Below are 23,740 nucleotides of genomic sequence, written 5' to 3'. Positions count from 1 at the left end.
ACTAGCGCAGGCCCTCCAGATACCACAGATCCAGATCGCCCTTGCCCTTGATGCTGACCTTGCCCCGTTCGGCAAAATTGAATTGCGATTCCAGAATCGCCTTGGTCTCTGCTGTCACCTGGATTTTGCCATTGGTTCCGAAGGTTTCCAGCCGCGCAGCGGTGTTCACCGTGTCGCCCCAGACATCGTAAAACGGCTTTTTCGTGCCGATTACACCGGCCACCACCGGCCCTGTGTGAATGCCGATCCGCAGTTCGATCTGCTCTCCCATCTCGACGGAAAACTTGTGGGTTTCTTCGATCATGTCGAGCGCCATACGGGCCACCCGTTCGGCGTGGTCGGGCTGGGGTTCGGGCATGCCGCCTGCGACCATAAAGGCATCGCCAAGGGTTTTGATCTTTTCCAGTCCGTGGCGGTTGGCCAACTCGTCAAAGCGGGTGAACAACTGGTTGAGGAACTTTACCAGCAGGTCGGGGCTCTGGTGGCAGGCGCGGGGGGTGAAGCCGACAATATCGGCAAAAAGGATCGTCGCCTCTTCGTGGCTGTCCGCGATGGTGCGGCCGGGATTGCGCTTTAGCTGCGCGGCAATCGGGCCGGGCAGCATATTGGCGAGCAGGGCCTCGGAGTATTCATATTCCTTCTGCAAGGCTTCCTCGGCCAGACTGGCCTGTTTGAAGCCGTAAAAGACCATACAAAAGATGAACAGCATCGCCGTGGGAATGGAAAGGTAGTAGAATACATCGAGAAACCCGTCAGAGACGACAATAAAGGGGGCGGGCTGGACAAAGTTGCGGTCTGCAATGATGAAACAGGCCAGCCCCAGCAGGATCGAGAGGATCGACAGCGGGTTCTGCCGGATTCCGAAAATGGCGATCGCTGTGGTCGCGCCCGCCAGCAGGTAAAAATGCACACCGGAGCGGGCAGAGAACATCCATGCAATCGTAGTGGCGAAGGCCAGCCAGAGCGACAGATTGTAAAGCCCCCCCGCATAAGGGTTGGAGGCGTGCAGCAAGGGTGTCAGTTGAAAGGCGATGGCGCAGAACAGGGTCAGGCAGATCGGTATCCACAAAGCCTCTGCGTCATAGAGCGCAAAGAGCAGGGCATGAGGTATGGCAAGCGCTGTGATCAACATTACAAGAATGTTGGTCATAATAATCCGCCGCTTTGCCGGTCCTTCGAATTTCTCCGTGCCAAAAGAGATCCAGCCAAGCAGGAACGATTTCAGTGCATCGCCCACTTTGTCACCATTAATACATGAAAAAAAAATACCCTCACGTCATGTTGACGTAAGGGTAGTTAGTGTACAAGCAACTTTTGCTAAAAAGCTGGAAACACGGCGGATTTCACAGTGTTTTCACGGAATTTTCCCGCGCGATCAATCTGCCGTTAGCAAAGGCGGTTTGGATTTGGGGATGCGCCGCTTTTCCGGTGGCTCCATCTTCAGTTCCAGCTTGCCATCCTTGACCGAGACCTTCACCAGTCCACCCTTGGTCAGTTTGCCAAACAACAGTTCCTCGGCCAGCGGCTTTTTGACGTGTTCCTGAATGACACGGGCCAGAGGCCGCGCCCCCATTTTATCGTCATAGCCTTTCTCACCAAGCCATGCAGAGGCCGCCGGTGTCAGTTCGAACACCACGTTGCGGTCCATAAGCTGAGCTTCCAGTTGCAGGATAAATTTGTCCACAACTTTGGAGATGGTCTTTTTGCCGAGCGGTGCGAAGGAAATGATCGCATCCAGACGGTTGCGGAATTCCGGCGTGAACAGCTTTTCAATCGCGGCAGTGTCTTCCCCTTCGCGGCGGTCCCGACCAAAGCCGATGGGCGCACGCGCCGCATCAGCCGCACCGGCGTTGGACGTCATGATCAACACCACATTGCGGAAGTCGGTTGTCCGACCGTTATGGTCTGTCAGCTTGCCGTGATCCATCACCTGCAACAGAATGTTGAACACATCGGGGTGGGCTTTCTCCACCTCGTCCAGCAGCAGGACACAATGCGGGGTCTTGTCCACACCGTCCGTCAGCAGACCGCCCTGATCAAAACCGACATAACCCGGAGGCGCACCGATCAGACGGGAGATCGCGTGTTTCTCCATGTATTCCGACATGTCAAAGCGCAGCAATTCTACACCCAGCGTATCGGCAAGTTGCTTGGCCACTTCGGTTTTACCTACACCTGTCGGGCCGGCGAACAGATAGTTGCCGATTGGCTTTTCGGGTTCGCGCAGACCGGCACGGGACAGTTTGATCGCAGAGGTCAGCGCCTCGATTGCAGGGTCTTGTCCAAAGACCACACGCTTGAGGCTCGATTCCAGATCCCGCAGCACTTCGGCATCGTCCTTGGAGACGGTTTTCGGCGGGATGCGGGCGATTTTTGCCACGACTTCCTCAATCTCGGCCACGTCGATCTGACTGGTCCGCTTATCCTCGGGGATGATGTGCTGATGCGCACCCGCCTCGTCGATCACGTCGATTGCCTTGTCGGGCAGCTTGCGGTCGTGGATGTAGCGGGCGGACAGTTCTACCGCGGTGCGGATCGCTTCGGGGGTATATGTGATTTGGTGATGGTCCTCAAAATGGGGTTTCAACCCTTGCAGGATTTTCACCGCATCTTCTACCGAAGGCTCGTTCACGTCGATCTTCTGGAACCGGCGCGACAGGGCGCGGTCCTTTTCAAAGTGCTGGCGGTATTCCTTATAGGTTGTGGATCCCATGCAGCGCAGCTTTCCGCCTTGCAGCGCAGGCTTCAGCAGATTGGAAGCATCCATCGCGCCACCCGAAGTGGCACCGGCACCGATCACGGTGTGGATTTCGTCGATGAATAGAACCGCATCTTTATGTTCCTCCATTTCGGTCATCACCGCTTTGAGGCGTTCCTCAAAGTCACCGCGATAGCGGGTGCCTGCCAGCAATGCGCCCATATCAAGGGAATAGATTGTGGCGCCGGACAGAATTTCGGGGGTTTCACCCTTGATGATCTTATTGGCCAGACCTTCCGCGATGGCGGTTTTGCCCACACCGGGATCGCCCACCAGAATCGGGTTGTTCTTGCGGCGGCGACAGAGCACCTGAATGCAGCGTTCCACTTCGTGATCGCGCCCGATCAGTGGGTCAATATCCCCTGCGGCGGCTTTGGCGTTCAGATCAACGCAGTATTTTTGCAGCGCGGTTTCTTCCTTGCTGCCTTCATCCGCCTCAAAGTTCAGGTCTTCGATGTCTTCCGATCCGGTGACAGAGCGGGTGTCGGTAAAGCTCGGGTCTTTGGCAACGCCGTGGGAGATGTAATTCACCGCATCATAGCGGGTCATATCCTGTTCCTGCAGGAAATAGGCCGCATGGCTTTCTCGTTCCGCAAAGATCGCCACCAGCACATTGGCGCCGGTGACTTCGTTGCGGCCCGAAGACTGCACATGGATCGCGGCACGCTGGATCACCCGCTGGAAGGCGGTTGTCGGCGCGGCTTCGGACCCGTCGATTTCAGACACCAGACTGTCAAGTTCGGTGTCCAGGAACTGGATAAGGGTGCTGCGCAATCCTTCCAGATCGACTTCGCAGGCGCGCATCACCTGCGCGGCATCGGTCTCGTCGATCAGAGACAGCAAAAGGTGTTCCAACGTGGCAAGTTCATGCTTGCGGTCATTGGCGTGCCCTAAGGCTGCGTGAATTGCATTTTCCAAGCTGCTCGAAAAAGATGGCATAGATCTCGACTTTCATTTTTGCAGCGTTCCCCGAAAACGCTGGTTAACCCCATAACTTAGACTTCGGTGAGTTTAAGAAACCTTCAAGGGTTTTTTTCATAAATTAACCGTAAAAATGCGCCAAGAGAGTCATTTGCGCCGCGTTCCGGCTTGGCCTTGGGCATCTTTACGGGACCAGACGAAAATGGTTCCGATCCGGTCCGGTTTCAAGGGCAAAGCGGCTACACGCTGCTGTGAGCGCCCTTGTCTTTGGTGCCGCCCTAGCGTTTGACCGGCACCAGCAAAGTCTCCGGTCGCACCCGTTCAGCGTCTTTGAACAGGGAGAACGACTGATTTACATAATTCACTGCCGCGGAGGTATGGTCAATAAAACCTTCAAGTTCCGGCGTCAGTTGTGCCTCTACCATAGACACCGATCGGTCCTGCGGGTTGGTTTCAAACTGCACATAGAACCACGGCTGTCCCCGTTTCAGGATCAAGTCCTGCGCGATGTCATGCCATTCAAACGCCCACATCAAGGGACGCGGCCAGTTGTTGATCGCAAAACGCCCGCCAAAGATCGTGCCGGGCAGTGGCGTCTTGGTATAATGCATGAAGGCGGAAAGCTGGGTCATATAGACCGGCTCATCCGCGATGAAGGTATAGGGCAGGGAAATCTGCACCGTCGGCCTGTCCGCATAACGCCATTCATGTTCCGCTGTCAGATGCAGTTTTTTGGACAGGATGTTGCCCCGTACCGGACTGGCATCGCCGTTCATGTTGCGCAGACCCGGCTTGCCCTTGTCGTCCCGTACAAACCGCAGGTGCAGGTCATAGGGCACGCGGATCATAAAGTAGCGGCTCTCCATATTGATGATGGCCGGGCAGCGCGAGGCGGATTTCGCATGTTTGCGGTTCACCTCGGCAGAGCGGATGCGCTCGGGCGGGTAGTAGACCACACCGGAACGTGTTTCGTTCAGCAGCCAGCCCACACGCACCGGACCGGAGCGCGGGGCAGGGTGGGTGTCTTTAGGTTCAAACCAGTCTTTGAGGGCCAAGTCTCTCGTCTCTTTGCTAAATCAGATGTCAAAAATTGTCTTTACGACTGCGGATTTCCGCGAAAACCTCTGCGTCGCTGGCATTTTCCATGCCAAGGGCAGCCTTCACCTTGGGGTGATTGGCGCGCAAAAAGGGATTCGTGGCCAGTTCCAGCCCCAGATTGGAGGGCACTGTCGGTTCCCCCTTGGCGCGGGCATCCTCGGTCGCTTTCATACGGGCGTGGTAGCTTTCGTTCTCCGGCTCGATGGTGAGTGCGAATTTGCCGTTACTGGTGGTGTATTCATGCCCGGAATAGATCGTCATGGCGCGGGGCAGGGTGTGGAACTTGTGCAAGGTATTCCACTGCTGCTCCATCGTGCCCTCAAACACCCGCCCGCAGCCCCATGCCATCAGACTGTCAGCGGTGAATGCGGCCAGAGCTTCGTCAAAGATAAACGCGATATGGCCGAGCGTGTGGCCCGACACATCCATCACACGACAGGATTCCGCGCCAAGCTGGAACACATCCCCGTCCGACAGTTGCGTATCCAGAGGGGGCAGGCGGTAGGCATCCGGCGCGCCCCCCGAAACAGAGGCACCGGTTTCCTTGCGCAGTTCCTCTACACCCATGATATGATCGTCGTGGTGGTGGGTCAGCAGGATGTGGTCCAGCGACCAGCCCTTTTCCTTCAGTACATCGAGAATAGGTTGCGCTTCGGGAACATCTACAACCGCAACCTGATCGCTTTCGGTTTCGCGCAGGACAAAGGCATAGTTGTCTGACAAACAAGGAACTGTAATGATCTCAAGGGGCATAGTTTTGTGTTCCTCTATATGGTTTAACTTTCGGTTTAGTCTGGCCGAACTTGCAGGGTGATGCAATGCACTTGGATGTGGTCGATCTCCATTCCTTCTACTACCGCACCAAATTGGGGCGGATTGCCCAACGTGCGCTGCGCGAAAGGATTGTTGCGCTCTGGCCCAATACCCAAGGGCAGACGGTGGCGGGCTTTGGTTTCGCAGGGCCGATGCTGCGCCCGTTTCTGGCGGACAGCCGCCGTGTCTTAAACCTGATGCCCGGACAACAGGGGGTGATGCCCTGGCCGGACGGATTGCCCAACCATTCCGTGATGATCGAGGAAACCCAGTGGCCGATGGGAACGGGGGTCATTGACCGGCTGATCGTGCTGCACGGGTTGGAAACCTGCGAACGTCAGGCGGACCTGCTGGACGAGATCTGGCGCGTGCTTGGTCCCGGCGGGCGGGCGCTGTTTGTGGTGCCGAACCGCTCGGGTCTTTGGGCGCGGCGGGACAAAACGCCGTTCGGTTTCGGGCGGCCATACAGTTTTAGCCAGCTTGAAGCGCAGTTGCGCAAGCACGGGTTTGTTCCGGGGCGGCAGATTTCGGCCCTGTTCCCGCCGCCCAGCCACCGTGCATCACTGGTGCGCTCGGCGCAGGTGTTTGAACGTTTCGGAAGTAGGCTGTCATGGATTCTGCCCGCCGGTGCCGTCATGATCGAAGTGACCAAACAGGTGCATGCCCCCACCCGTCCGGGGCTGGGCGAGGCTGTGCGCCGCCCGCTTGAGGCATTGGAAGGGATCGCCAAACCCGTGGGCAAGCCGGTGCGCGGCCGCGAGACAGCCGGCTAGGGGCGCGGCTGCTGACAGGACTGGTCAGCAGGCAGGCGATCGACCGCGACGACGACTTGGCAAGACCCGCCCCGCCCCTGTAGGTGGGGGCATTCAAACAGTTACGGATTGAAACAATGTTTCGCGTCGCACTTATTCTCGGCCTGATGTCGGCTGTCGGCCCTTTTGCAATTGATATGTATCTGCCTGCCCTGCCGCGCATTGCGCAGGACCTGAACGCCTCTGTTGCGGCGGTTCAGGGCACGATCACCGCCTTCTTTCTGGCCTTTGGCCTGTCCCAGTTGATTTACGGGCCGTGGTCCGATCAGGTTGGGCGCAAGCTGCCGATCTATGCGGGGCTGGCTATTTTCGTGTTTGGCTCGCTCGGGTGTCTTTGGGCGCCGACCATCGGCTGGCTGACTGCCTTCCGCTTTGTGCAGGGGCTGGGTGCTGCGGTCGTCATGGTGCTGCCCCGCGCCATTGTGCGCGACCTTTACACTGGCAATGATGGTACGCGGCTGATGGCGATGATCATGCTGGTGATCAGCGTGTCCCCGATGCTGGCACCCCTCGCGGGTAGCCTGCTGCTGCTGGTGACAGAGTGGCGCGCCCTGTTCGCAGTCTTTGTAGTGGCCGCCGGTGCAAGCCTTGCGATGGCGCGGTTTGCGCTGCCCGAGACTTTGCCACAGGATCAGCGGGTCAAGGTCAACGGAGCGAATCTGTTGCGTGGTTGCAAGACGCTGCTGACAGATCGCGGTTTCATGGCGCTGACACTGGTCGGAGCTTTTGGCATGGCGTCTTTCTTTGTCTTTATTGCCAGCGGATCCTTCGTCTACACCGGCCAGTTCGGACTGTCGCCCATCGGCTTTAGCATCGCCTTTGCCATCAACGCGGTCGGCTTTTTCGGTGCCTCGCAAATGGCCGCCCCGATTGGAGAGCGTTTGGGCATGGTGCGGGTGGTGCGTCTGGCGGTGCTGGGTTTTGCCGGAACGACGCTGTTCCTGCTCGCGCTCGGGCTGGCCGGACTGGTGAACCTTTATGTTCTCGTCGGGTTGCTGTTCTGCGCCAACGCCTTTCTCGGGCTGGTGATTCCGACCACGATGGTGCTCGCGCTTGAAGAACACGGAGAGATTGCCGGCCTTGCTTCCAGTCTTGGCGGCATGTTGCAGATGCTGACCGGCGGATTGATGGTTACACTTGTCGGGCCGTTCTTTGACGGAACCGCCCTGCCGATGGTGGCGGCAATTGCGCTTTGCGGTGTGCTGGCGCTGGGTGTGAGTGTATCTATGATCCGCCCGCAACGGATGCCTGCACCGTCCTGACAGGGGCGGGCGGTCTGTGACCTTGCGGGGGCGGCACCGGAAACGGGCCGCCCCCGCGTGTTTTTGCCGGTTTGACAGCGCCTCAATACGCCCCATATCCTGCGGATCGCTTCCCTGCTAGAGACAGGGGATCGCCCTGAAACGGGAAAACCGCGTCGGGATTCGACAAATTTGAGACGGATTTCGTCCGGAATCGACATTTCCCGACCAAAAAAAAGTGCCGAAACGGGCGCAGATTGTCGCGTTTTTTGGTAAGTTGCTGAACTTATTACATATTCCCTGCGGGCCGCCGCGTAATGCTTAGTTGCGCGACGGGGATACCTTTGCTATCACCGCGCTGATTTGAAGAGGCAGGCATTCGCTTGCCTCTGACTTGTGCAAATCTGATGTCGCCGATGAGCGGTGGCAAGACAAAATCGGAAGGGTTTTCGTGTCTGACAAAGGTTCGATATCGTCAGGGATCGCCGTGCGCTATGCCACTGCTGTCTTTGAGCTGGCCAAAGAGGCCAATGAACTCCCCGCTTTGGAAAAAGATCTTGATGCGTTGACAGCAGCGTTGGAGGAAAGCACCGATTTTGTCGAGCTGATCTCCAACCCAGTCTATACACGTGACGAGATGGCCGCTGCGGTTGCCGCCATTGGCAAGAAAATGGAACTGACTTCAACTGTAGCGAACACGCTCGGCTTGATGGCGCAAAAGCGCCGCCTGTTCGTGCTGCCCGCGTTGATTGATACCGTGAAAGGTATGATCGCTGACGAAAAAGGCGAAGTCAGCGCAGAGGTAACAGCTGCCAGAAAGCTGACCAAAGCACAGGAAGAAAAACTGACCAAGACGCTGAAGGCGTCTGTGGGCAAGGATGTGAATGTAAATGTGACCGTTGATGAGAGTCTCATCGGCGGTTTGATCGTTAAAGTGGGCTCGAAGATGATTGATTCGTCGATCAAATCCAAGCTCTCCAATCTTCAAAATGCAATGAAAGAGGTCGGATAATGGGTATCCAAGCTGCAGAAATCTCTGCGATCCTCAAGGACCAGATCAAGAGCTTTGGCGAAGAAGCCGAAGTGGCCGAAGTTGGCCGTGTTCTGTCCGTGGGTGATGGTATCGCGCGTGTACACGGGCTGGACAATGTTCAGGCTGGTGAGATGGTTGAATTCCCCGGCGGTATCCGCGGGATGGCGCTGAACCTGGAAAGTGACAACGTTGGTGTTGTTATCTTCGGTTCCGACCGCGACATTAAAGAGGGCGACGTTGTTAAGCGGACGAACTCTATCGTGGACGTTCCTGTTGGTCCCGAGCTGCTGGGCCGCGTTGTAGACGGTCTGGGCAACCCGATCGACGGCAAGGGTCCGATCAATGCGACCCGTCGTGCACAAGCCGAAGTAAAAGCGCCGGGCATTATCCCGCGTAAATCGGTTCACGAGCCGATGCTTACAGGTATGAAATCCGTTGACGCTCTGATCCCTGTTGGCCGTGGCCAGCGCGAGCTGATCATCGGGGACCGTCAGACAGGTAAGACAGCCATCGCGCTTGATACCATGCTGAACCAGAAGTCCTATAACGACGCTGCAAAAGACGATTCAGAAAAACTGTTCTGTATCTACGTTGCGATCGGTCAAAAGCGTTCCACTGTTGCCCAGCTGGTGAAAAAGCTGGAAGAGACAGGCGCGATTGAATACTCCATCGTTGTTGCAGCGACTGCATCCGACCCTGCGCCTATGCAGTTCCTCGCGCCTTATGCCGCGACGTCCATGGGTGAATACTTCCGTGAAAACGGCATGCACGGTCTGATGATCTATGATGACCTTACAAAGCAAGCTGTGGCCTATCGTCAGATGTCCCTGCTTCTGCGTCGTCCACCAGGGCGTGAAGCTTACCCGGGTGACGTTTTCTACCTGCACTCCCGTCTGCTGGAGCGCTCTGCGAAGATGAACGAAGAAAACGGTTCCGGCTCCCTGACAGCCCTGCCTGTTATCGAAACCCAGGGCGGCGACGTTTCTGCGTTTATTCCGACCAACGTGATCTCCATCACAGACGGTCAGATCTTCCTTGAAACCGAACTGTTCTACCAAGGTATCCGTCCTGCGCTGAACACAGGTCTGTCCGTTTCCCGTGTTGGTTCCTCCGCACAAACAAACGCGATGAAATCTGTTGCGGGTTCGATCAAACTGGAACTGGCCCAGTATCGTGAAATGGCTGCCTTTGCGCAGTTCGGCTCTGATCTGGACGCATCCACACAGGCCCTGCTGAACCGTGGCGCCCGTCTGACCGAGCTGCTGAAACAGCCTCAGTACTCGCCGCTGACAAACGCGGAAACCGTTGTTGTTCTTTATGCCGGTACAAACGGCTATCTGGACAATATTGCGGTAAGCGACGTTAGCCGCTTTGAAGACGGTCTGCTGGCGCACATGCGCGGTACTGCCAAAGATGTTCTGGACTTCATTGCGAAAGAAGACCCGAAGATCAAAGGCGAAGCCGAAGAAAAAGTAAAAGCCGCCGTCGAAGCCTTTGCAAAAGACTTCGCTTAAACATTGGCCCTTAGGAACAAGGAGTTTGCTTGATGGCAAGCCTTAAAGACCTAAAAATGCGGATCGAGAGTGTCAAAGGCACTCGGAAGATCACCAAGGCCATGCAGATGGTCGCAGCTGCAAAGCTGCGACGCGCCCAGGAAGCTGCCGAAGCGGCCCGCCCTTTTGCGGATCGCATGAACGTAGTGATGGGTAATCTGGCTGGCGCTTCAGCAGGCTCTGAGAGCGCACCGAAGCTGCTGGCAGGCACTGGTAAAGACGATGTGCATTTGCTGATCGTTGCAACCTCCGAGCGGGGGTTGTGCGGTGGGTTTAACTCGTCGATTGCAAAATCGGCCCGCGTTGATGCCGAACGGCTGCTGGCTGCCGGTAAAACCGTTAAAATTCTGACCGTGGGCAAAAAAGGCCGCGAGCAGATGAAACGGGAGTTTGCGGAACACATGATCGACCACGTCGATATGTCCGAGGTGAAACGTCTGGGCTACAACAACGCCCAGGATATTGCCAACGATGTCATGGCCCGTTTCAACGCCGGTGAATTCGACGTGGCGACGATCTACTTCAGCGAGTTCCGGTCGGTGATTTCCCAAATCCCGACCGCCTTGCAGTTGATCCCCGCCAAGTTCGAAGCCGACGAGCAAGCTGAAGCACCGTTTTACGATTACGAACCCGGCAAGGAGGAAATCCTTGCTGACCTGTTGCCCCGTGCCCTGACAACCTCGGTATTTGCCGCATTGTTGGAAAACGCCGCATCAGAGCAGGGCGCGCGGATGTCCGCTATGGACAACGCCACGCGCAACGCAGGTGAAATGATCGACAAACTGACAATTCAGTACAACCGTAGCCGCCAAGCCGCGATTACGAACGAACTGATCGAGATTATCTCGGGCGCTGAAGCGCTCTAAGAACGGAGAAACACATTATGGCAAATGCTGTAGGTAAAATTACGCAGGTGATCGGGGCGGTTGTTGACGTTCAGTTCGATGACAACCTGCCAGAGATCCTGAACGCTCTGACTGTTGACAACAACGGCAACAAACTGGTGCTGGAAGTTGCGCAGCATCTGGGTGAAAACACTGTACGGACTGTTGCGATGGACGCGACCGAAGGTCTGGTGCGCGGTCAGGCCGTCACCGACACCGATGGTCCGATCATGGTTCCGGTTGGAACAAAAACACTGGGCCGCATCCTGAACGTTGTGGGTGAGCCAGTGGACGAAAAAGGTCCGGTTGAAGCAGAAGCGACCCGCGCGATCCACCAGCCTGCTCCTGAATTCAACGAGCAGTCCACAGAATCCGAAATCCTCGTAACAGGTATTAAGGTTGTGGACCTTCTGGCACCTTACACAAAAGGTGGTAAGATCGGTCTGTTCGGTGGTGCGGGTGTTGGTAAAACCGTTCTGATTATGGAACTGATCAACAACATCGCGAAAGTGCACTCCGGTCTGTCCGTGTTTGCCGGTGTTGGGGAGCGGACCCGTGAAGGGAACGACCTTTACCACGAGATGATCGAATCCGGCGTTATCGTTCCTGATGATATGGAGAAATCCAAAATTGCGCTGGTTTACGGCCAGATGAACGAGCCTCCAGGGGCCCGTATGCGTGTTGCCCTGTCCGGTCTGACACTGGCCGAGCAGTTCCGTGACGAAACAGGCGCAGACGTTCTGTTCTTCGTGGACAACATCTTCCGCTTCACACAGGCCGGTTCCGAGGTGTCCGCGCTTCTGGGTCGTATTCCTTCCGCTGTGGGCTACCAACCGACACTGGCGACCGACATGGGTGCGATGCAGGAACGGATTACTTCCACCAAGTCCGGTTCGATTACATCTGTGCAAGCGGTTTACGTGCCTGCGGATGACCTTACCGACCCTGCGCCTGCGACATCCTTTGCCCACCTCGATGCGACAACCGTTCTGGACCGCTCGATTTCGGAAAAAGGTATCTACCCTGCTGTGGACCCGCTTGGCTCCACCTCCCGTCTGCTGGATCCGCTGATCATCGGGGAAGAGCACTACAAGGTAGCAACCGACGTTCAGCAGGTTCTGCAACGCTACAAGTCGCTGCAAGACATCATCGCCATCCTCGGGATGGACGAACTGTCCGAAGACGACAAACTGGCTGTGGCCCGTGCCCGTAAAATCGAGCGCTTCCTGTCCCAACCGTTTGACGTGGCCAAAGTGTTCACGGGTTCCGACGGTGTTCAGGTGCCTCTGGAAGACACAATCGCATCCTTCAAAGCGGTTGTTGCAGGTGAATACGACCACCTTCCGGAAGCAGCCTTCTACATGGTTGGCGGCATCGACGAAGTGAAAGCCAAAGCCGAGAAGCTGGCAGCCGCTGCTGCCTAAGGCTATGCGAAACCCGTCTGACCGGAACAGCTCCGGTCAGACGCTTTAAACAAAGGATTGGTTCCAAATGGCTACCATGCAATTCGATCTGGTTTCCCCAGAACGCAAGCTGGCCTCGCTTGAAGCATCCGAGGTTCAAATCCCTGGTTCCGAAGGTGACTTCACCGCCATGGCCGATCACTCTCCTGTGCTGACCACATTGCGCCCCGGCGTATTGAAGGTCAAAGCGGGTTCGGACGTCAGCGAATACATCGTCACAGGTGGTTTCGTCGAAGTGTCTCCGACAGCGACGTCCGTGCTGGCGGAACAGGCTGTGCCCAAGGCCGAAGCGTCTGCCGAGTTTGTAAACGGTCTGATCGCAGATGCCGAAGCTGCTGCGAAAAACGTGTCCGGCTCTGATCTGGATGTGGCGAACAAGCGTATCTCTGATACACGGGCTTTGCTGGATTTGATCTAAATCCTGACAAACTCTCGCCTAAAACAATAGCTAAACCCCGCCCTTGACGCGGGGTTTTGTTGTTTTAGGCTTTGCGATGAAAATGATGCAAAGTGCGATATGAAGAAACTGTATTCATCGGTAACAGGTATAGATCAGGGGGCGGTGCAGCTCTTCTCGGATTTTGAAGACGGTGGAGAGATGTGGTCCGGGCAGGGCGATCGGGAACGCTGGATGCCTGTCGAATTTTCCGAACCGTTCAAAACCGTTCCCGCAGTGTTCATATCCTTGCAACTGCTGGACCTGCACACAGGGACCAACCATCGCACCGTCACAGTGGCCGAGAACATCACCCAGACCGGCTTTGACGCAGTGCTGCGCACATGGGGCGACACCCGCATAGCGCGGGCCACAGCCGCCTGGATGGCCATCGGAGAGGTCAAAGGCGATGAGGACTGGGACATCGACTATGGCAGTTAGGGCGGCAGGTTGGCGGTCTTCAGGCCATATTCATTGAAGGTGGCGTTTCCAGAATGGAATCGATGGTTTCCAGTGCAGTTTGAAATTCCCTATCCGTCAGTTTCGCACCGAAGGTAATACGCGCCGCATTCGGGGCTTTGCCGTCGAACAGGGCAAACTCATCCGCAGGGCGGATCAGGATATTCTTCATTTCGCAGGCCCGTTGCAAGGATGAAGCCCGCCAGCCCGAAGGCATGTTCAACCAGACGAAAGGGACGATGGGGCTCCAGTCCAGATGCCAGTGGCCCAGAATATTCGCGGCCATTCGGGCGCGGCGTTCAATAAATTGCAGCATCCGCGTTCGGATCAGGGCGGCCTGTCCGCTGGTGATCAGCTCTTCCGCAAGGTCGCAGATAATTTGCGATACCCCGTAACAATTGGACAGCACCGTGGCGCGTGCGGCCTCTCCCTGACCGGGGGGAGACACCAGATAACCGATTCGCAGTCCCGTCGCGACGGATTTGGACAAAGCACCGATATGCCAGACCCGTTCGGGGGCGATGCTGTACATGCTTGGAATATCCGTGGTGGCAATGCCGAAGGCATCGTCGTCGATGATCTTCATATCGTATTTTGCAGCGATGCGGGACAGGGCCACGCGGCGTTTTAAGCTTGTGGTCTGGGTTGTCGGACTGTGAACGTTAAACGAACTGACCAGCACCTGCGGCCCGTGTTTTCGGCAGGTCTGTTCCAAATCCTCTGGTATGATGCCCTCTGCGTCCCGTTCGACCGATACAATGCCCGCGCGCAGCATATAAGCCGCGTGCCGCAGGCCGGGAAAGACCAGTTCGTCGCAGACGATCACGGGGGAGGGACCGGAGAGTACGGTTTGCAGCGCGATCAGCATCGCGTTTTGTGCGCCATAGGTGATCGTGACATCTGCGGCATCAGGGTGAACACCGGCATGGGCCAGCCAACCCGTTACAGCCTGTGCAGCGCCGACTGCACGTTCCGGGTCAGGGTAATCGGCCAGATCGTGAACACCCTTTATGGCAATCTTTTTCAAGGCCGCGCGGATGATCCCGTCCTGCCCGAGTTCGGGGGATTTGGTGCCCCGCAGGTCCATCGTTTCCGCCGGGGTGCCGAGATGTAGCGAATCCCGTGGCGCGGTACGTCCCGCGTTGCGGGCTTGTGCAACATAAGTGCCCCGACCGACGGCAGCATCCAGCAGCCCGTCATCTGTGGCCCGTCGATAAGCACGAGCAACAGTGCCCGGTGTGATTTTCAGATCCCAAGCGAGATCCCGAACCGTGGGTAACTTGCAGCCGGGTTCGAGTTCTCCGGCGGCAATGGCTTCGCGCAGGGCATGAACCACTGCAAGGTATTTGGGACCGCTGGCGTTATCAAGGTCTGGTGGCCAAATTGTACCCATTACAATGTTTCCCTAGCGTTACTTGTCGCATGATTGTATCGGTATATTGTACCATACGTACAAATTGTATCAACACAAATTATGGAGCGCGATATGCCACAAGCACACGCAAGTCACATCGCGCTGGCAGAGGATCTCTGTTCGCGCGCAACCATCCCCGTCACAGCCACGCTCGCCCTGAAGCTGGCGCATCTGGTGCTGGTCTGGAAGGAGCGAAAGCAGGCGCGGGCGATTCTGCGAACGATGGAAAGCCACCGGCTGGATGATATTGGGCTGAATTTCGAACAGGTCTACCTCGAAGCAAATAAACCGTTCTGGCGCAGTTAGGGCACCTATGAACGAAAAAGGGCCGGATTGCGTTTACCTCCGCAATCCGGCCCTTTTGGTTTTGCTCGAACCGAGCTTACTTATAGTGGCCGTCGTAAATCGGGCCGAGCGTGTCTTCGTCAAACAAAGAGGAAACACTGGTGCCATTGGAGATGTTCATGATGGCCTGTGCCAGCATCGGTGCGGTGGGCACGATGCGGATTTTCTCACAGGCGGCAACGGCGGGGGTTGCTTCGATGCTGTCCGTAATCACCAGACGCTCCATAGACGAATTGGTGATCCGCTCTACCGCCGGACCGGAGAGAACGCCGTGGGTGATGTAGGAGTGGACTTCCTTGGCGCCCATTTCGATCAATGTATCGGCGGCTTTGCACAAGGTTCCCGCCGTGTCGCAGATGTCATCCACGATGATACATTTCTTGCCGGTCACATCCCCGATCACGGTCATTTCGGCTATCTCGCCCGGTGCATTGCGGCGTTTGTCCACGATCGCCAGTGGCGCGCCGATCCGTTTGGCCAGTTCTCGGGCGCGAGCCACACCGCCCACATCCGGTGAAATCACCATCACATCGGACAGATCACCGAAATTGTGTTTCACATCCAGCGCAAAAACCGGCGCTGCGTAGAGGTTGTCTACAGGAATATCAAAGAAGCCCTGAATCTGCGTCGCGTGAAGATCCATCGTCAAAACCCGCTCGATCCCCGCCTCTGCAATCAGGTTGGCCACCAGTTTGGCCGAAATCGGTGTGCGCGCCTTGGTGCGGCGGTCCTGACGGGCATAGCCGAAATAGGGAATAACCGCGGTGATGCGATCCGCCGAAGACCGGCGCAGCGCGTCAGAGATGATCAACAGCTCCATCAGGTTGTCATTGGCCGGATTAGAGGTGGACTGGATGATAAACATGTCCTCGCCGCGCACGTTTTCGTACACTTCGACAAAGATTTCCTGATCGTTGAACCGCTCGATACGGGCATCCACCGGCTTGACCGCCTTGCCGCGATGCATGGACATACGCCGTGCAATCGACTCCGAGAGAGTTTTGTTGGAATTGCCGGCGATCAGTTTCGGCTCGATAATGGATTTCATGGCAGAGGGTCCCTAGCAGCGGATTGGACGTTACAGACAGGCGTTGCGTAACAGTTCTGTTAGGCGTGCCCATAGCAAAGCATCAGGGGTTTGCATAGGGATTACGGCAGGCTAATCAGGGTTAAATCACATAAAGGACGCATTAAAATGGCCCATATCGACTATTTTACAATCACGCTTTCCCCCTTTGCCTATCTCGCGGGGACCGGACTGGAAGAGGTCGCGCACAAACACGGGGCCACGATCAGCTACAAGCCGTTCAATCTGATGCAGGTGTTTGAACAGACCGGCGGCACCCCGCCCGCGCAGCGCCATCCCGCACGGCAGGCCTACCGCATGCAGGAACTGGCCCGAATCGCCAAGCGCAACAACCTGCCGATCAACCTCAAGCCTGCCCATTTCCCCACCAACCCCGCGCCAAGCTGCTATGCGCTGATTGCGGCACAGGATGCAGGCGGCGGTGATCTGGGGGCGCTATGCCACAGCTTCCTGCGGGCGTGCTGGGCCGAAGATAAGGACGTGGCAGAAGATGCGGTCGTGCGTGACTGTCTGGCGCAACACGGGTTCGATCCGAAACTGGCCGACAGCGGCCTGCTGGCCGGGGCGCAGACCTTTGAAAAGAACACCGAAGAGGCTTTGCAACGCAACGTCTTTGGTGCACCCAGCTACGTTGTGGGCGATCAAGTGTTCTGGGGCCAAGATCGTCTGAGCTATCTCGACGATTACCTGTCAGAATTAGGAAAATAATCGTGTTGGACTGTTACACCAGAACCGCAGGGCAGGGGCCGCGCAAGGCCCTGTTCATTCACTGTTCGCTGTCTTCAGGCAAAAGCTTGCTTCCCCTGATGGGGCATTTCAGTGACGAAATGACGATGGTGGCGGTAGACCTGCCCGGGCAGGGGAAATCCCCGATGCCCGATCCTGCGCGGGACTACCAGACCCAATGCGTAGAGGCCTGTATCGCGCTGGTCGAACAATCCGGCGGGCCACAGGATCTGGTGGGGCATTCCTTTGGCGCGACGGTGGCCCTGCGGCTGGCGGCGCTGCGCCCTGATCTGGTGCGCTCTCTGGTGTTGTTCGAGCCGGTCTATTTTGGTCTGCTGCGGGATGCAGGCCATCCGGTGTATGACTCCATGCAATCGGATGAAGGCGCTTTCAACACCGCGATTGCACAGGGCGATATGATGAAAGCCGCAGAGCTGTTCCTGTCCCGCTGGGGCCTGCCCGGAGAATGGGAGCGCCTGCCCGAAGCCGCCCGCAAGGTGATGTCCGAACGCATGTGGGTGATACCCGCGCAGCATCTGGCGATCATCGACGACAGCGATATACGGATGCGGTTGCACGAACTGGAAGAGGTTGCCTGCCCCACGCTGGTGATACGCGGTGGTGACAGCCCCGAGGTGATGACAGCCGTGACCAAAGTGATCTCTGACACGATGCCGGACTGCGAACTCGACGTGCTGGAGGGGGCAGGACATATGCTGCCCATCACCCATGCTGCGCAATGTGCCAAGCGGCTGCGCGGGTTCTGGGATTTGTGACGCACCGGTCCCTCCCTGACGGGAGGAATGCCTGCGGCGCGGATATTTCCCCCAAAAAGAGCTTGGGGTCGGTCTAGCCCTGTACCAGCGAGATGAATTTGTCGATTTCGGCGTCCGTTGTGGACCAGCTACAGACAAGGCGGCAGGTCAGGATTTCGTCTGACGGGCCGGTTGCGGGGTGGTTGCCGGGCCATGGGTGGTAGATGGCGCCGCCGGCTTGTGCCCGTTCGTGGGCGGCGCGGGTCATGCCGCAGAACAGCATGTTGGCCTGACGGGGGTGAAGCAGTTCAAAGCTGTTGATGCGGGTCAAACCGGACTCCAGCCGGGCAGCGGCAGCGTTGGCTTGTCTGGCGAGTTTCAGCCAGAGGTCATCTGTCAGATAAGCCTCCATCTGGGCGGACAGGTAGCGGTGCTTGGAAAACAGGTGGCCGCCCCGTTTGCGACGCAGCTCAAATTCCCAGGCCTTGGCAGGGTCAAAAATGATCACCGCCTCCACGCCCATCAATCCGTTTTTCGTACCCCCGAAGGAGACCACATCAATGCCGGCCTTCCATGTCATTTCCGCAGGGGTGCAGCCCAGTGCAACCAAGGCGTTGGTAAAGCGCGCGCCATCAAGATGGGTGCCGATCCCCAGTTCCTTTGCCGTGCTGCACAGGCGGGTGATTTCATCTACAGTATAGACCGTGCCCATTTCGGTGACATTGGTGATCGACAGGGCGCCGCGCTGGATATTGTGCACGCCTAAAACGCCGGTGCTTTCGGCGCGGCTGCGGAACTGGGCGGCGTCAATTTTCGCGTCAGCCCCTTCAAGCAGTGTCAGTTTCGCGCCGCCGGTGAAAAACTCCGGTGCGCCGCATTCGTCCTCTTCGATATGGGAATGGCGGTGGCAGAAGACGGTTTGCCACGGTTGGGTCAGCACCGAGAGGGACAGGGCGTTGGCAGTGGTGCCGGTAGAGACCAGATAAACCGCGGCCTCCGGTGCTTCGAAGATGTCGCGGATGCGGGCGGTAACGCGGTCCATGATTTCGTCATTGCCATAGGAACTGGCATAGCCTTCGTTGGCCTGTGCCAGCGCTTCCATCACTTCGGGGGCGGCGGGGGCGGCGTTGTCTGATGCGAAATACATTATTGGAACCCTTCCACGATATAGTCTTCGTAATCCTCTTCCTCTACGTCATATTCGGGCACTGTTTGGCCTGCAACCGAATTGCCGCTTTGGGCCGTGCTGTCCGGATCACCTGTCAGCAGTGGGTGCCACGCGGGCAGGCGCTTGCCTTCATGCAGCAGGCGGTAAGCGCAGGTGCTTGGCATCCAGTGGGCGTTGCGTTCGATGTTTTCAGGGGTCAGCACAACGCAGCCTGCCACCATTTGTTTCCGCAAGGGATAGTTGCCGCAGGAACAGGTTTTGTCGTCGAACAGGCGGCAGGCGATATTGGTATAGGCCAGTGCGCCGCTGTCCTCGTCTTCCAGTTTCAGCAGGCAGCATTTGCCGCAGCCGTCGCACAGCGCTTCCCACTCTGCCTTGCTCATGTCGGCAAGATCGGTGGTGCGCCAGAAATTCTTGGCCAGTTGGCCCCGTTTGATGTGTTCGCTCATAGCCCTGTTCTTGAGCCGTTGCGCCGGATTGTCTAGGGTAAACAGAAAAAACGGAGCAGTTGATGCGGGAGACCGATCTCTACGAACCAGTTAAAGCCTTTCTGGAAGGGCAGGGCTATGTGGTGAAAGCCGAGGTGCGGGACTGCGATGTAGTGGCGGTCCGCGGCGATGAAGACCCTGTGGTGGTAGAGTTGAAATTGCAGTTGTCCCTTGCCCTGTTAATGCAAGGGGTGGACCGGCAGGCGATCACCGATGCGGTATATGTGGCAGTGCCTGCGGGGAAAACCGCCCGCTGGCGGGGGCAGGTGAAAGATGCGGTGCGGTTGTGCCAGCGTTTGGGGCTGGGGCTGATGAGCATTCGCAACGGGGCGGTTCTGGTGCATGTGGACCCGGGACCATATGCCCCGCGCAAAATGAAGCGGCGGCGGGAGTTGCTGCTCAAAGAATTTCAGAACCGTGTGGGGGATCCCAACACCGGCGGGCAGAGCAAGCGCAAGATTATCACCGCATACCGGCAGGATGCCCTGCGTCTGGCGCTGCATCTGTCTGTGGCAGGAACAGTCAAACCGGCGGTGGCGCGTAAGGAATTGGGCGTGGTCAAGGCTGCGGCGATCCTGCAATCGGATCACTACGGCTGGTTTGAGCGGGTAGAACGTGGGGTCTATTCACTGCGGCCAAATGGAGTGGAGGCTCTGGAGACTTATGCGGATGTGGTTGCTTTGCTGAAAGCCTAGGGATTTGAGTATTTTGGGAACATTGAAACCGTTCAGCTGTGGGCAGCCAGAATTTCGCGGGCTTTGGTACAATCGGCCTGCATTGCGGTGATCAGTTCGTCCAGGCTGTCGAATTTGAGCTCGGGGCGCAGGAAGTCCACCAGTGCGGTGGAGAGGGTCGCGCCATATAGGTCGCCTTTGAAGTCGAACAGGTAGACTTCGAGGTTGGGGATGTCATTGTCGGCAAATGTGGGTCGGTCGCCCAGCGAGGCCGCCCCGTGGTAGTGGCCCTTGTGCGGCCCGTCGAGCACATCCACCAGCACCGCATAGACGCCGTATTTGGGCAGATGCAGGTCTGTGAGCGGGATGTTGGCTGTCGGGAAGCCAAGGTCGCGGCCCCGCTGGAAGCCTTTTTCCACCACGCCTTCGATGCGGTGCCAGTGTCCCAGCATGCGCGTGGCATCCTGTGGGCGACCTTCGGAGAGGGCGGCACGGATGGCAGTAGAGGAATAATCCCCCTGCGCATCATTCACCAGTGGTGCGATTGTGGTGCCAAAGCCATAGGTTTTGCCCATTTCGGCCAGCAGGTCCACATCGCCGCTGCGCCCTTTTCCAAAACGGAAGTCGGCACCAACCACCAGATGTTTTATTCCGAGACCCTTTACCAGCACGTCTTTCACGAAGACTTCGGCGGAGAGGGCGGCCAGTTCCTTGTTGAACGGAATCTCATACAGGTGATCGAGTCCCAGTTTTTCAAACCGGTTGGCGCGGGTTTCTGCGGACATCAGGCGAAAGGCCGGAGCATCGGGTTGAAACAGGCGGCGGGGGTGGGGTTCAAAGGTTACAACCCCCAAAGGCGCGCCAAGTTCGGCAGCGGCGGCACGGGCGAGTGCCAGCACCGACTGGTGGCCAAGGTGGACCCCGTCGAAATTGCCCATGGCAACAGAGGCCCCTTTGGCGGTTTCGGGCAGGTTGTGATAGCTTTGGTGTCTTTGCATGGGCCCTGTGTCGGGCCTCTGCCCGTTACGTCTGGTGACGGCTCGGCGCGAGAACCAGCGCTTCACCTTTCAGGACAACCGTATCGCCCACTGTGCAGACACATTCAAGGGTCACACGCCGTTTTGCAGCGTCAATTGCCGCGACAGTAACAGTGGCGGTCACATTGGCATCCGGGCGCACGGGGGCGGTGAATTTCAGATCCTGCTTCATGTAGATCGTGCCATGTCCGGGCAGTTGTTCCCCGATCACCGCAGAAATCAGCGAGGCCGAGAGCATGCCGTGTGCGATGCGTCCCTTAAACATCGTGTCCTTGGCATAGGCGTCATCCAGATGCACCGGATTGTGGTCGGTGCTGAGTTCGGCAAACATCTCAATCTCGCGGTCGCCGATGGTTTTAGAGATGGCGCGGGACATGCCCACCTCCATATCTTCCAAAAAGATGGTTCCGATTTGGGGTTCAACGGGGATACTGTCTGGCATGGCGTCCTGTCCTGTCGCGCTGTTTCGTCTGACTAGATCGGATTATAGCGACAGGCAAGCCGCTTGCGCAATATATGTTCCGCAAGCGGTCTGTTCTTGTAATTTAATTACCGTAAGTGGCCGATGTTTGCAGTCGGGCTCAGGCTGTGGGTAGACAGGAATGCCTCAAGCTTTTGCGGGTCAGGCTGGGGCGCGGTCGCGGTTTCTTCAGCGGCCAACCCACCGGAGATGAACAGGCTGTCCATATCTTCATTGATCGCACCCAGAATATCCGTGTGGATACCGTCCCCGATGCACAGAATGCGGCGGTTTTCGATTTCGCGGCCTGCGACTTCGGACAGGCGGCGGCGGGCCAGATCATAGATCGGCGGGTGGGGTTTACCGAAATAGTGCGAGGTGCCACCCCGTGCCGTGTATTCTGCCGCCAGCGCACCTGCGCAGTAGATCCGCTTGTCGCCGTGATCTACCACAATGTCAGGGTTGGCGCAGAGCAGGTCCAGACCGTTGTTTTTGGCTTCCAGAAAAATGGCGGCGTAATCGTCCGGTGTTTCGGTCTGGTCGTCGAACAATCCGGTGCAGACGATGGCCTCGGCCTGATCGAGCGGCACGCGGTTTATGTTTTCAAGACCGGGAATTGACGGGTCTGGGGCAAAGAAGGGCAGGTCCCGTTCCGGTCCGATGTGAAACACATTGGTTCCGTAATACCCGGAGGCAAGCGCGGCGCGGGCGCTGTCACCGCTGGTGGCGACCGACTGATAGAGATCGCGGGCCACGCCGATCCCGTCAAGCTGGACTTCGACCGCAGGTGCGGGACGGGGGGAATTGGTGAGCAGCAAGACTATGCCGCCGCCGTCGCGAAAGGTTTCAAGGGCACGTACGGCCTCGGCAAAGGGGCGGTGGCCGTTGTGCAGACACCCCCAAAGGTCGCAAAACACCGCGTCGTAGTTGGCGGAGATTTCCGAAAGATTTTCGATGATACGTGTCATGTTAGCCTCTTCACTGTTTGGCGCGATCATTGCGAGATTGTCAGTCTTGGCAAGGTCAATTCCCCCTAGATGTGGGGGCTGCGCAAGAAATTGACCAGTAATTCGCAGAAAAACTGCACCGAAGCGTGGATTGACGTGCAGTCAGGCGGGTTGTGGGAAAAAATGAACCGGACTAGGGTTTCAGCGCCCAGAGCAGCGGGGTTGTCCCGCTGGTGTGGCCGGTTGCCATTCCCGCCCTATTCAGGGCGCGTAAAGACAGGATAACGCCATGACAGACCATATCACCGTTCACACCGAGGACCGTGTGACCACCGTGACCATCGCGCGGCCGGACAAGCGCAATGCCATTACGCAGGCCATGTACGGCGCAATTGCAGATGCGCTGGAAGAATACGCCACGCAGGACACGGCGCGGGCGTTGATCCTGACCGGCGCGGAGGATTATTTCACCGCCGGAAACGATCTTAAGGATTTCTCCATGTCGGATCGCGCCGATGACATTCCGCCGGTTGGACGGTTCCTCAACGGGATATCCACCTGCCCCAAGCCGGTGATCGCCGCAGTGAACGGGCCGGCCATCGGGGTTGGTCTCACGATGCTGTTGCACTGTGATCTGGTCTACGCGGCGCAATCAGCCACTTTCGATGCGCCCTTTGTCAAACTCGGGCTGGTGCCGGAGGCGGCGTCTTCGATGTTGCTGTCGGCTTCGGTCGGGATGGCGGTGGCCAATGACATCCTGCTGGCAGGGCGCAAGCTGGACGCGCAGGAAGCCCATGACTACGGGCTGGTATCCCGTGTGTTTGCTGACGGTGATCTGATGGCGGAAACCCGCAAGATTGCGCAACACATCGCGGCAAGCGCACCTGTGGCGCTGAAACGGTCCAAAGCCCTGATCCGCAACCAGCGGGAACAGGTCGCGGCGCAGATGGCGGCAGAGGGCAAGGTTTTTGTCGAACAGCTCCGCTCGCCCGAGTTTGCCGAAACGGTGGCCGCGATCATGCAAAAGCGTGCGCCCAATTATTCCTGATCGCCCAGACGGTCTCTGACAATGCCGACGGCCCGCACGGATCAACCGGGCGGGCCTACGCGTAAGTGAGTCAAATAAGCCGCTCCGGTGGGCCGGAACGGCTTGTCACTTAAAACCCGC

The 23,740-nt window shown here is 57.5% G+C and carries 24 protein-coding genes; 13 read left to right on the top strand and 11 right to left on the bottom strand.

Going from position 1 to position 23,740, the window contains the following annotated elements; genetic code table 11:
• Position 1: 1 nt before the first annotated feature.
• From BFV97_RS13910 to gloB, 4 genes are all read right to left on the bottom strand, one after another.
• Positions 2–1,237: an adenylate/guanylate cyclase domain-containing protein gene (locus BFV97_RS13910; RefSeq protein ID WP_083225651.1), complete on the bottom strand. Its 1,236-nt coding sequence runs from the start codon at positions 1,235–1,237 to the stop codon at positions 2–4.
• 138 nt (positions 1,238–1,375) lie between these two features.
• The gene (gene clpA / locus BFV97_RS13905; protein ID WP_069300995.1) at positions 1,376–3,697 is read right to left on the bottom strand and encodes an ATP-dependent Clp protease ATP-binding subunit ClpA; all 2,322 of its coding nucleotides are present in this window, start codon (positions 3,695–3,697) and stop codon (positions 1,376–1,378) included.
• Positions 3,698–3,957: 260 nt separating this feature from the next.
• The gene (locus BFV97_RS13900) at positions 3,958–4,734 is read right to left on the bottom strand and encodes a hypothetical protein (RefSeq protein ID WP_069300994.1); all 777 of its coding nucleotides are present in this window, start codon (positions 4,732–4,734) and stop codon (positions 3,958–3,960) included.
• 28 nt (positions 4,735–4,762) lie between these two features.
• Positions 4,763–5,530 carry a hydroxyacylglutathione hydrolase gene (gene gloB / locus BFV97_RS13895; protein ID WP_069300993.1) on the bottom strand — a complete coding sequence of 256 codons (768 nt, stop codon included), beginning with the start codon at positions 5,528–5,530 and terminating at the stop codon, positions 4,763–4,765.
• A gap of 65 nt (positions 5,531–5,595) precedes the next feature.
• Here gloB and BFV97_RS13890 point away from each other — a divergent pair, with 65 nt between their 5' ends.
• The 8 genes from BFV97_RS13890 (at position 5,596) to BFV97_RS13855 (ending at position 13,453) form a co-directional block, all read left to right on the top strand.
• Entirely contained in the window at positions 5,596–6,363 is a 768-nt protein-coding gene (locus tag BFV97_RS13890) for a class I SAM-dependent methyltransferase (RefSeq protein ID WP_069300992.1), read from the top strand.
• Positions 6,364–6,479: 116 nt separating this feature from the next.
• Positions 6,480–7,664: a multidrug effflux MFS transporter gene (locus tag BFV97_RS13885; protein WP_069300991.1), complete on the top strand. Its 1,185-nt coding sequence runs from the start codon at positions 6,480–6,482 to the stop codon at positions 7,662–7,664.
• A 430-nt stretch (positions 7,665–8,094) separates the two neighbouring features.
• Entirely contained in the window at positions 8,095–8,655 is a 561-nt protein-coding gene (locus BFV97_RS13880; RefSeq protein ID WP_069301053.1) for a F0F1 ATP synthase subunit delta, read from the top strand.
• Positions 8,655–10,190: a F0F1 ATP synthase subunit alpha gene (gene atpA, locus BFV97_RS13875; RefSeq protein ID WP_069300990.1), complete on the top strand. Its 1,536-nt coding sequence runs from the start codon at positions 8,655–8,657 to the stop codon at positions 10,188–10,190. Before BFV97_RS13880 ends, atpA begins: the two co-directional genes overlap by 1 nt.
• A gap of 32 nt (positions 10,191–10,222) precedes the next feature.
• The gene (locus BFV97_RS13870) at positions 10,223–11,095 is read left to right on the top strand and encodes a F0F1 ATP synthase subunit gamma (protein WP_069300989.1); all 873 of its coding nucleotides are present in this window, start codon (positions 10,223–10,225) and stop codon (positions 11,093–11,095) included.
• A 17-nt stretch (positions 11,096–11,112) separates the two neighbouring features.
• The gene (gene atpD, locus BFV97_RS13865; RefSeq protein ID WP_069300988.1) at positions 11,113–12,537 is read left to right on the top strand and encodes a F0F1 ATP synthase subunit beta; all 1,425 of its coding nucleotides are present in this window, start codon (positions 11,113–11,115) and stop codon (positions 12,535–12,537) included.
• Positions 12,538–12,604: 67 nt separating this feature from the next.
• Positions 12,605–12,994, top strand: coding sequence for a F0F1 ATP synthase subunit epsilon (locus BFV97_RS13860; protein ID WP_069300987.1), 390 nt, complete (start codon positions 12,605–12,607; stop codon positions 12,992–12,994).
• Positions 12,995–13,093: 99 nt separating this feature from the next.
• Positions 13,094–13,453: an H-type lectin domain-containing protein gene (locus BFV97_RS13855; RefSeq protein ID WP_069300986.1), complete on the top strand. Its 360-nt coding sequence runs from the start codon at positions 13,094–13,096 to the stop codon at positions 13,451–13,453.
• Positions 13,454–13,472: 19 nt separating this feature from the next.
• On the opposite strand, the gene BFV97_RS13850 is transcribed toward BFV97_RS13855, so the two are convergent.
• Positions 13,473–14,864 (bottom strand): aminotransferase-like domain-containing protein, encoded by a 1,392-nt coding sequence (locus tag BFV97_RS13850; RefSeq protein ID WP_069300985.1) that lies wholly within the window; start codon positions 14,862–14,864, stop codon positions 13,473–13,475.
• Positions 14,865–14,957: 93 nt separating this feature from the next.
• On the opposite strand from BFV97_RS13850, the gene BFV97_RS13845 reads away from it, so the two are divergent.
• Positions 14,958–15,191 (top strand): DUF1127 domain-containing protein, encoded by a 234-nt coding sequence (locus BFV97_RS13845; protein ID WP_069300984.1) that lies wholly within the window; start codon positions 14,958–14,960, stop codon positions 15,189–15,191.
• 76 nt (positions 15,192–15,267) lie between these two features.
• On the opposite strand, the gene BFV97_RS13840 is transcribed toward BFV97_RS13845, so the two are convergent.
• The gene (locus BFV97_RS13840; RefSeq protein ID WP_069300983.1) at positions 15,268–16,278 is read right to left on the bottom strand and encodes a ribose-phosphate pyrophosphokinase; all 1,011 of its coding nucleotides are present in this window, start codon (positions 16,276–16,278) and stop codon (positions 15,268–15,270) included.
• 147 nt (positions 16,279–16,425) lie between these two features.
• Here BFV97_RS13840 and BFV97_RS13835 point away from each other — a divergent pair, with 147 nt between their 5' ends.
• A complete protein-coding gene (locus BFV97_RS13835; protein WP_069300982.1) occupies positions 16,426–17,025 on the top strand; it encodes a 2-hydroxychromene-2-carboxylate isomerase in 600 nt (199 codons plus the stop codon).
• 2 nt (positions 17,026–17,027) lie between these two features.
• Positions 17,028–17,819 carry an alpha/beta fold hydrolase gene (locus tag BFV97_RS13830; protein WP_157888329.1) on the top strand — a complete coding sequence of 264 codons (792 nt, stop codon included), beginning with the start codon at positions 17,028–17,030 and terminating at the stop codon, positions 17,817–17,819.
• 73 nt (positions 17,820–17,892) lie between these two features.
• Here BFV97_RS13830 and BFV97_RS13825 read toward each other — a convergent pair whose 3' ends face one another.
• Positions 17,893–18,945: a threonine aldolase family protein gene (locus tag BFV97_RS13825; protein ID WP_069300980.1), complete on the bottom strand. Its 1,053-nt coding sequence runs from the start codon at positions 18,943–18,945 to the stop codon at positions 17,893–17,895.
• A complete protein-coding gene (locus BFV97_RS13820) occupies positions 18,945–19,415 on the bottom strand; it encodes a YcgN family cysteine cluster protein (RefSeq protein WP_069300979.1) in 471 nt (156 codons plus the stop codon). Before BFV97_RS13820 ends, BFV97_RS13825 begins: the two co-directional genes overlap by 1 nt.
• Positions 19,416–19,477: 62 nt before the next feature.
• Here BFV97_RS13820 and BFV97_RS13815 point away from each other — a divergent pair, with 62 nt between their 5' ends.
• Positions 19,478–20,149 (top strand): DUF2161 domain-containing phosphodiesterase, encoded by a 672-nt coding sequence (locus BFV97_RS13815; RefSeq protein ID WP_069300978.1) that lies wholly within the window; start codon positions 19,478–19,480, stop codon positions 20,147–20,149.
• 32 nt (positions 20,150–20,181) lie between these two features.
• Here BFV97_RS13815 and BFV97_RS13810 read toward each other — a convergent pair whose 3' ends face one another.
• From BFV97_RS13810 to BFV97_RS13800, 3 genes are all read right to left on the bottom strand, one after another.
• A complete protein-coding gene (locus BFV97_RS13810) occupies positions 20,182–21,126 on the bottom strand; it encodes a bifunctional riboflavin kinase/FAD synthetase (RefSeq protein WP_069300977.1) in 945 nt (314 codons plus the stop codon).
• Positions 21,127–21,151: 25 nt separating this feature from the next.
• A complete protein-coding gene (locus BFV97_RS13805; protein ID WP_069300976.1) occupies positions 21,152–21,607 on the bottom strand; it encodes a MaoC family dehydratase in 456 nt (151 codons plus the stop codon).
• Between the two features lie 107 nt (positions 21,608–21,714).
• Complete coding sequence (locus BFV97_RS13800) at positions 21,715–22,593, bottom strand: TIGR01459 family HAD-type hydrolase (RefSeq protein WP_069300975.1); 879 nt, start codon at positions 22,591–22,593, stop codon at positions 21,715–21,717.
• A 268-nt stretch (positions 22,594–22,861) separates the two neighbouring features.
• Here BFV97_RS13800 and BFV97_RS13795 point away from each other — a divergent pair, with 268 nt between their 5' ends.
• On the top strand, positions 22,862–23,620 hold the full coding sequence (locus BFV97_RS13795) for an enoyl-CoA hydratase (protein WP_069300974.1): 759 nt from the start codon (positions 22,862–22,864) through the stop codon (positions 23,618–23,620).
• The last annotated feature ends 120 nt before the right edge of the window (positions 23,621–23,740 follow it).

Origin of the sequence: Neptunicoccus sediminis (genome assembly GCF_001719615.1) — a bacterium.
Taxonomy (GTDB): Bacteria; Pseudomonadota; Alphaproteobacteria; order Rhodobacterales; family Rhodobacteraceae; genus Amylibacter; species Amylibacter sediminis.
This window is presented reverse-complemented; position numbering and strand designations above follow the sequence as displayed.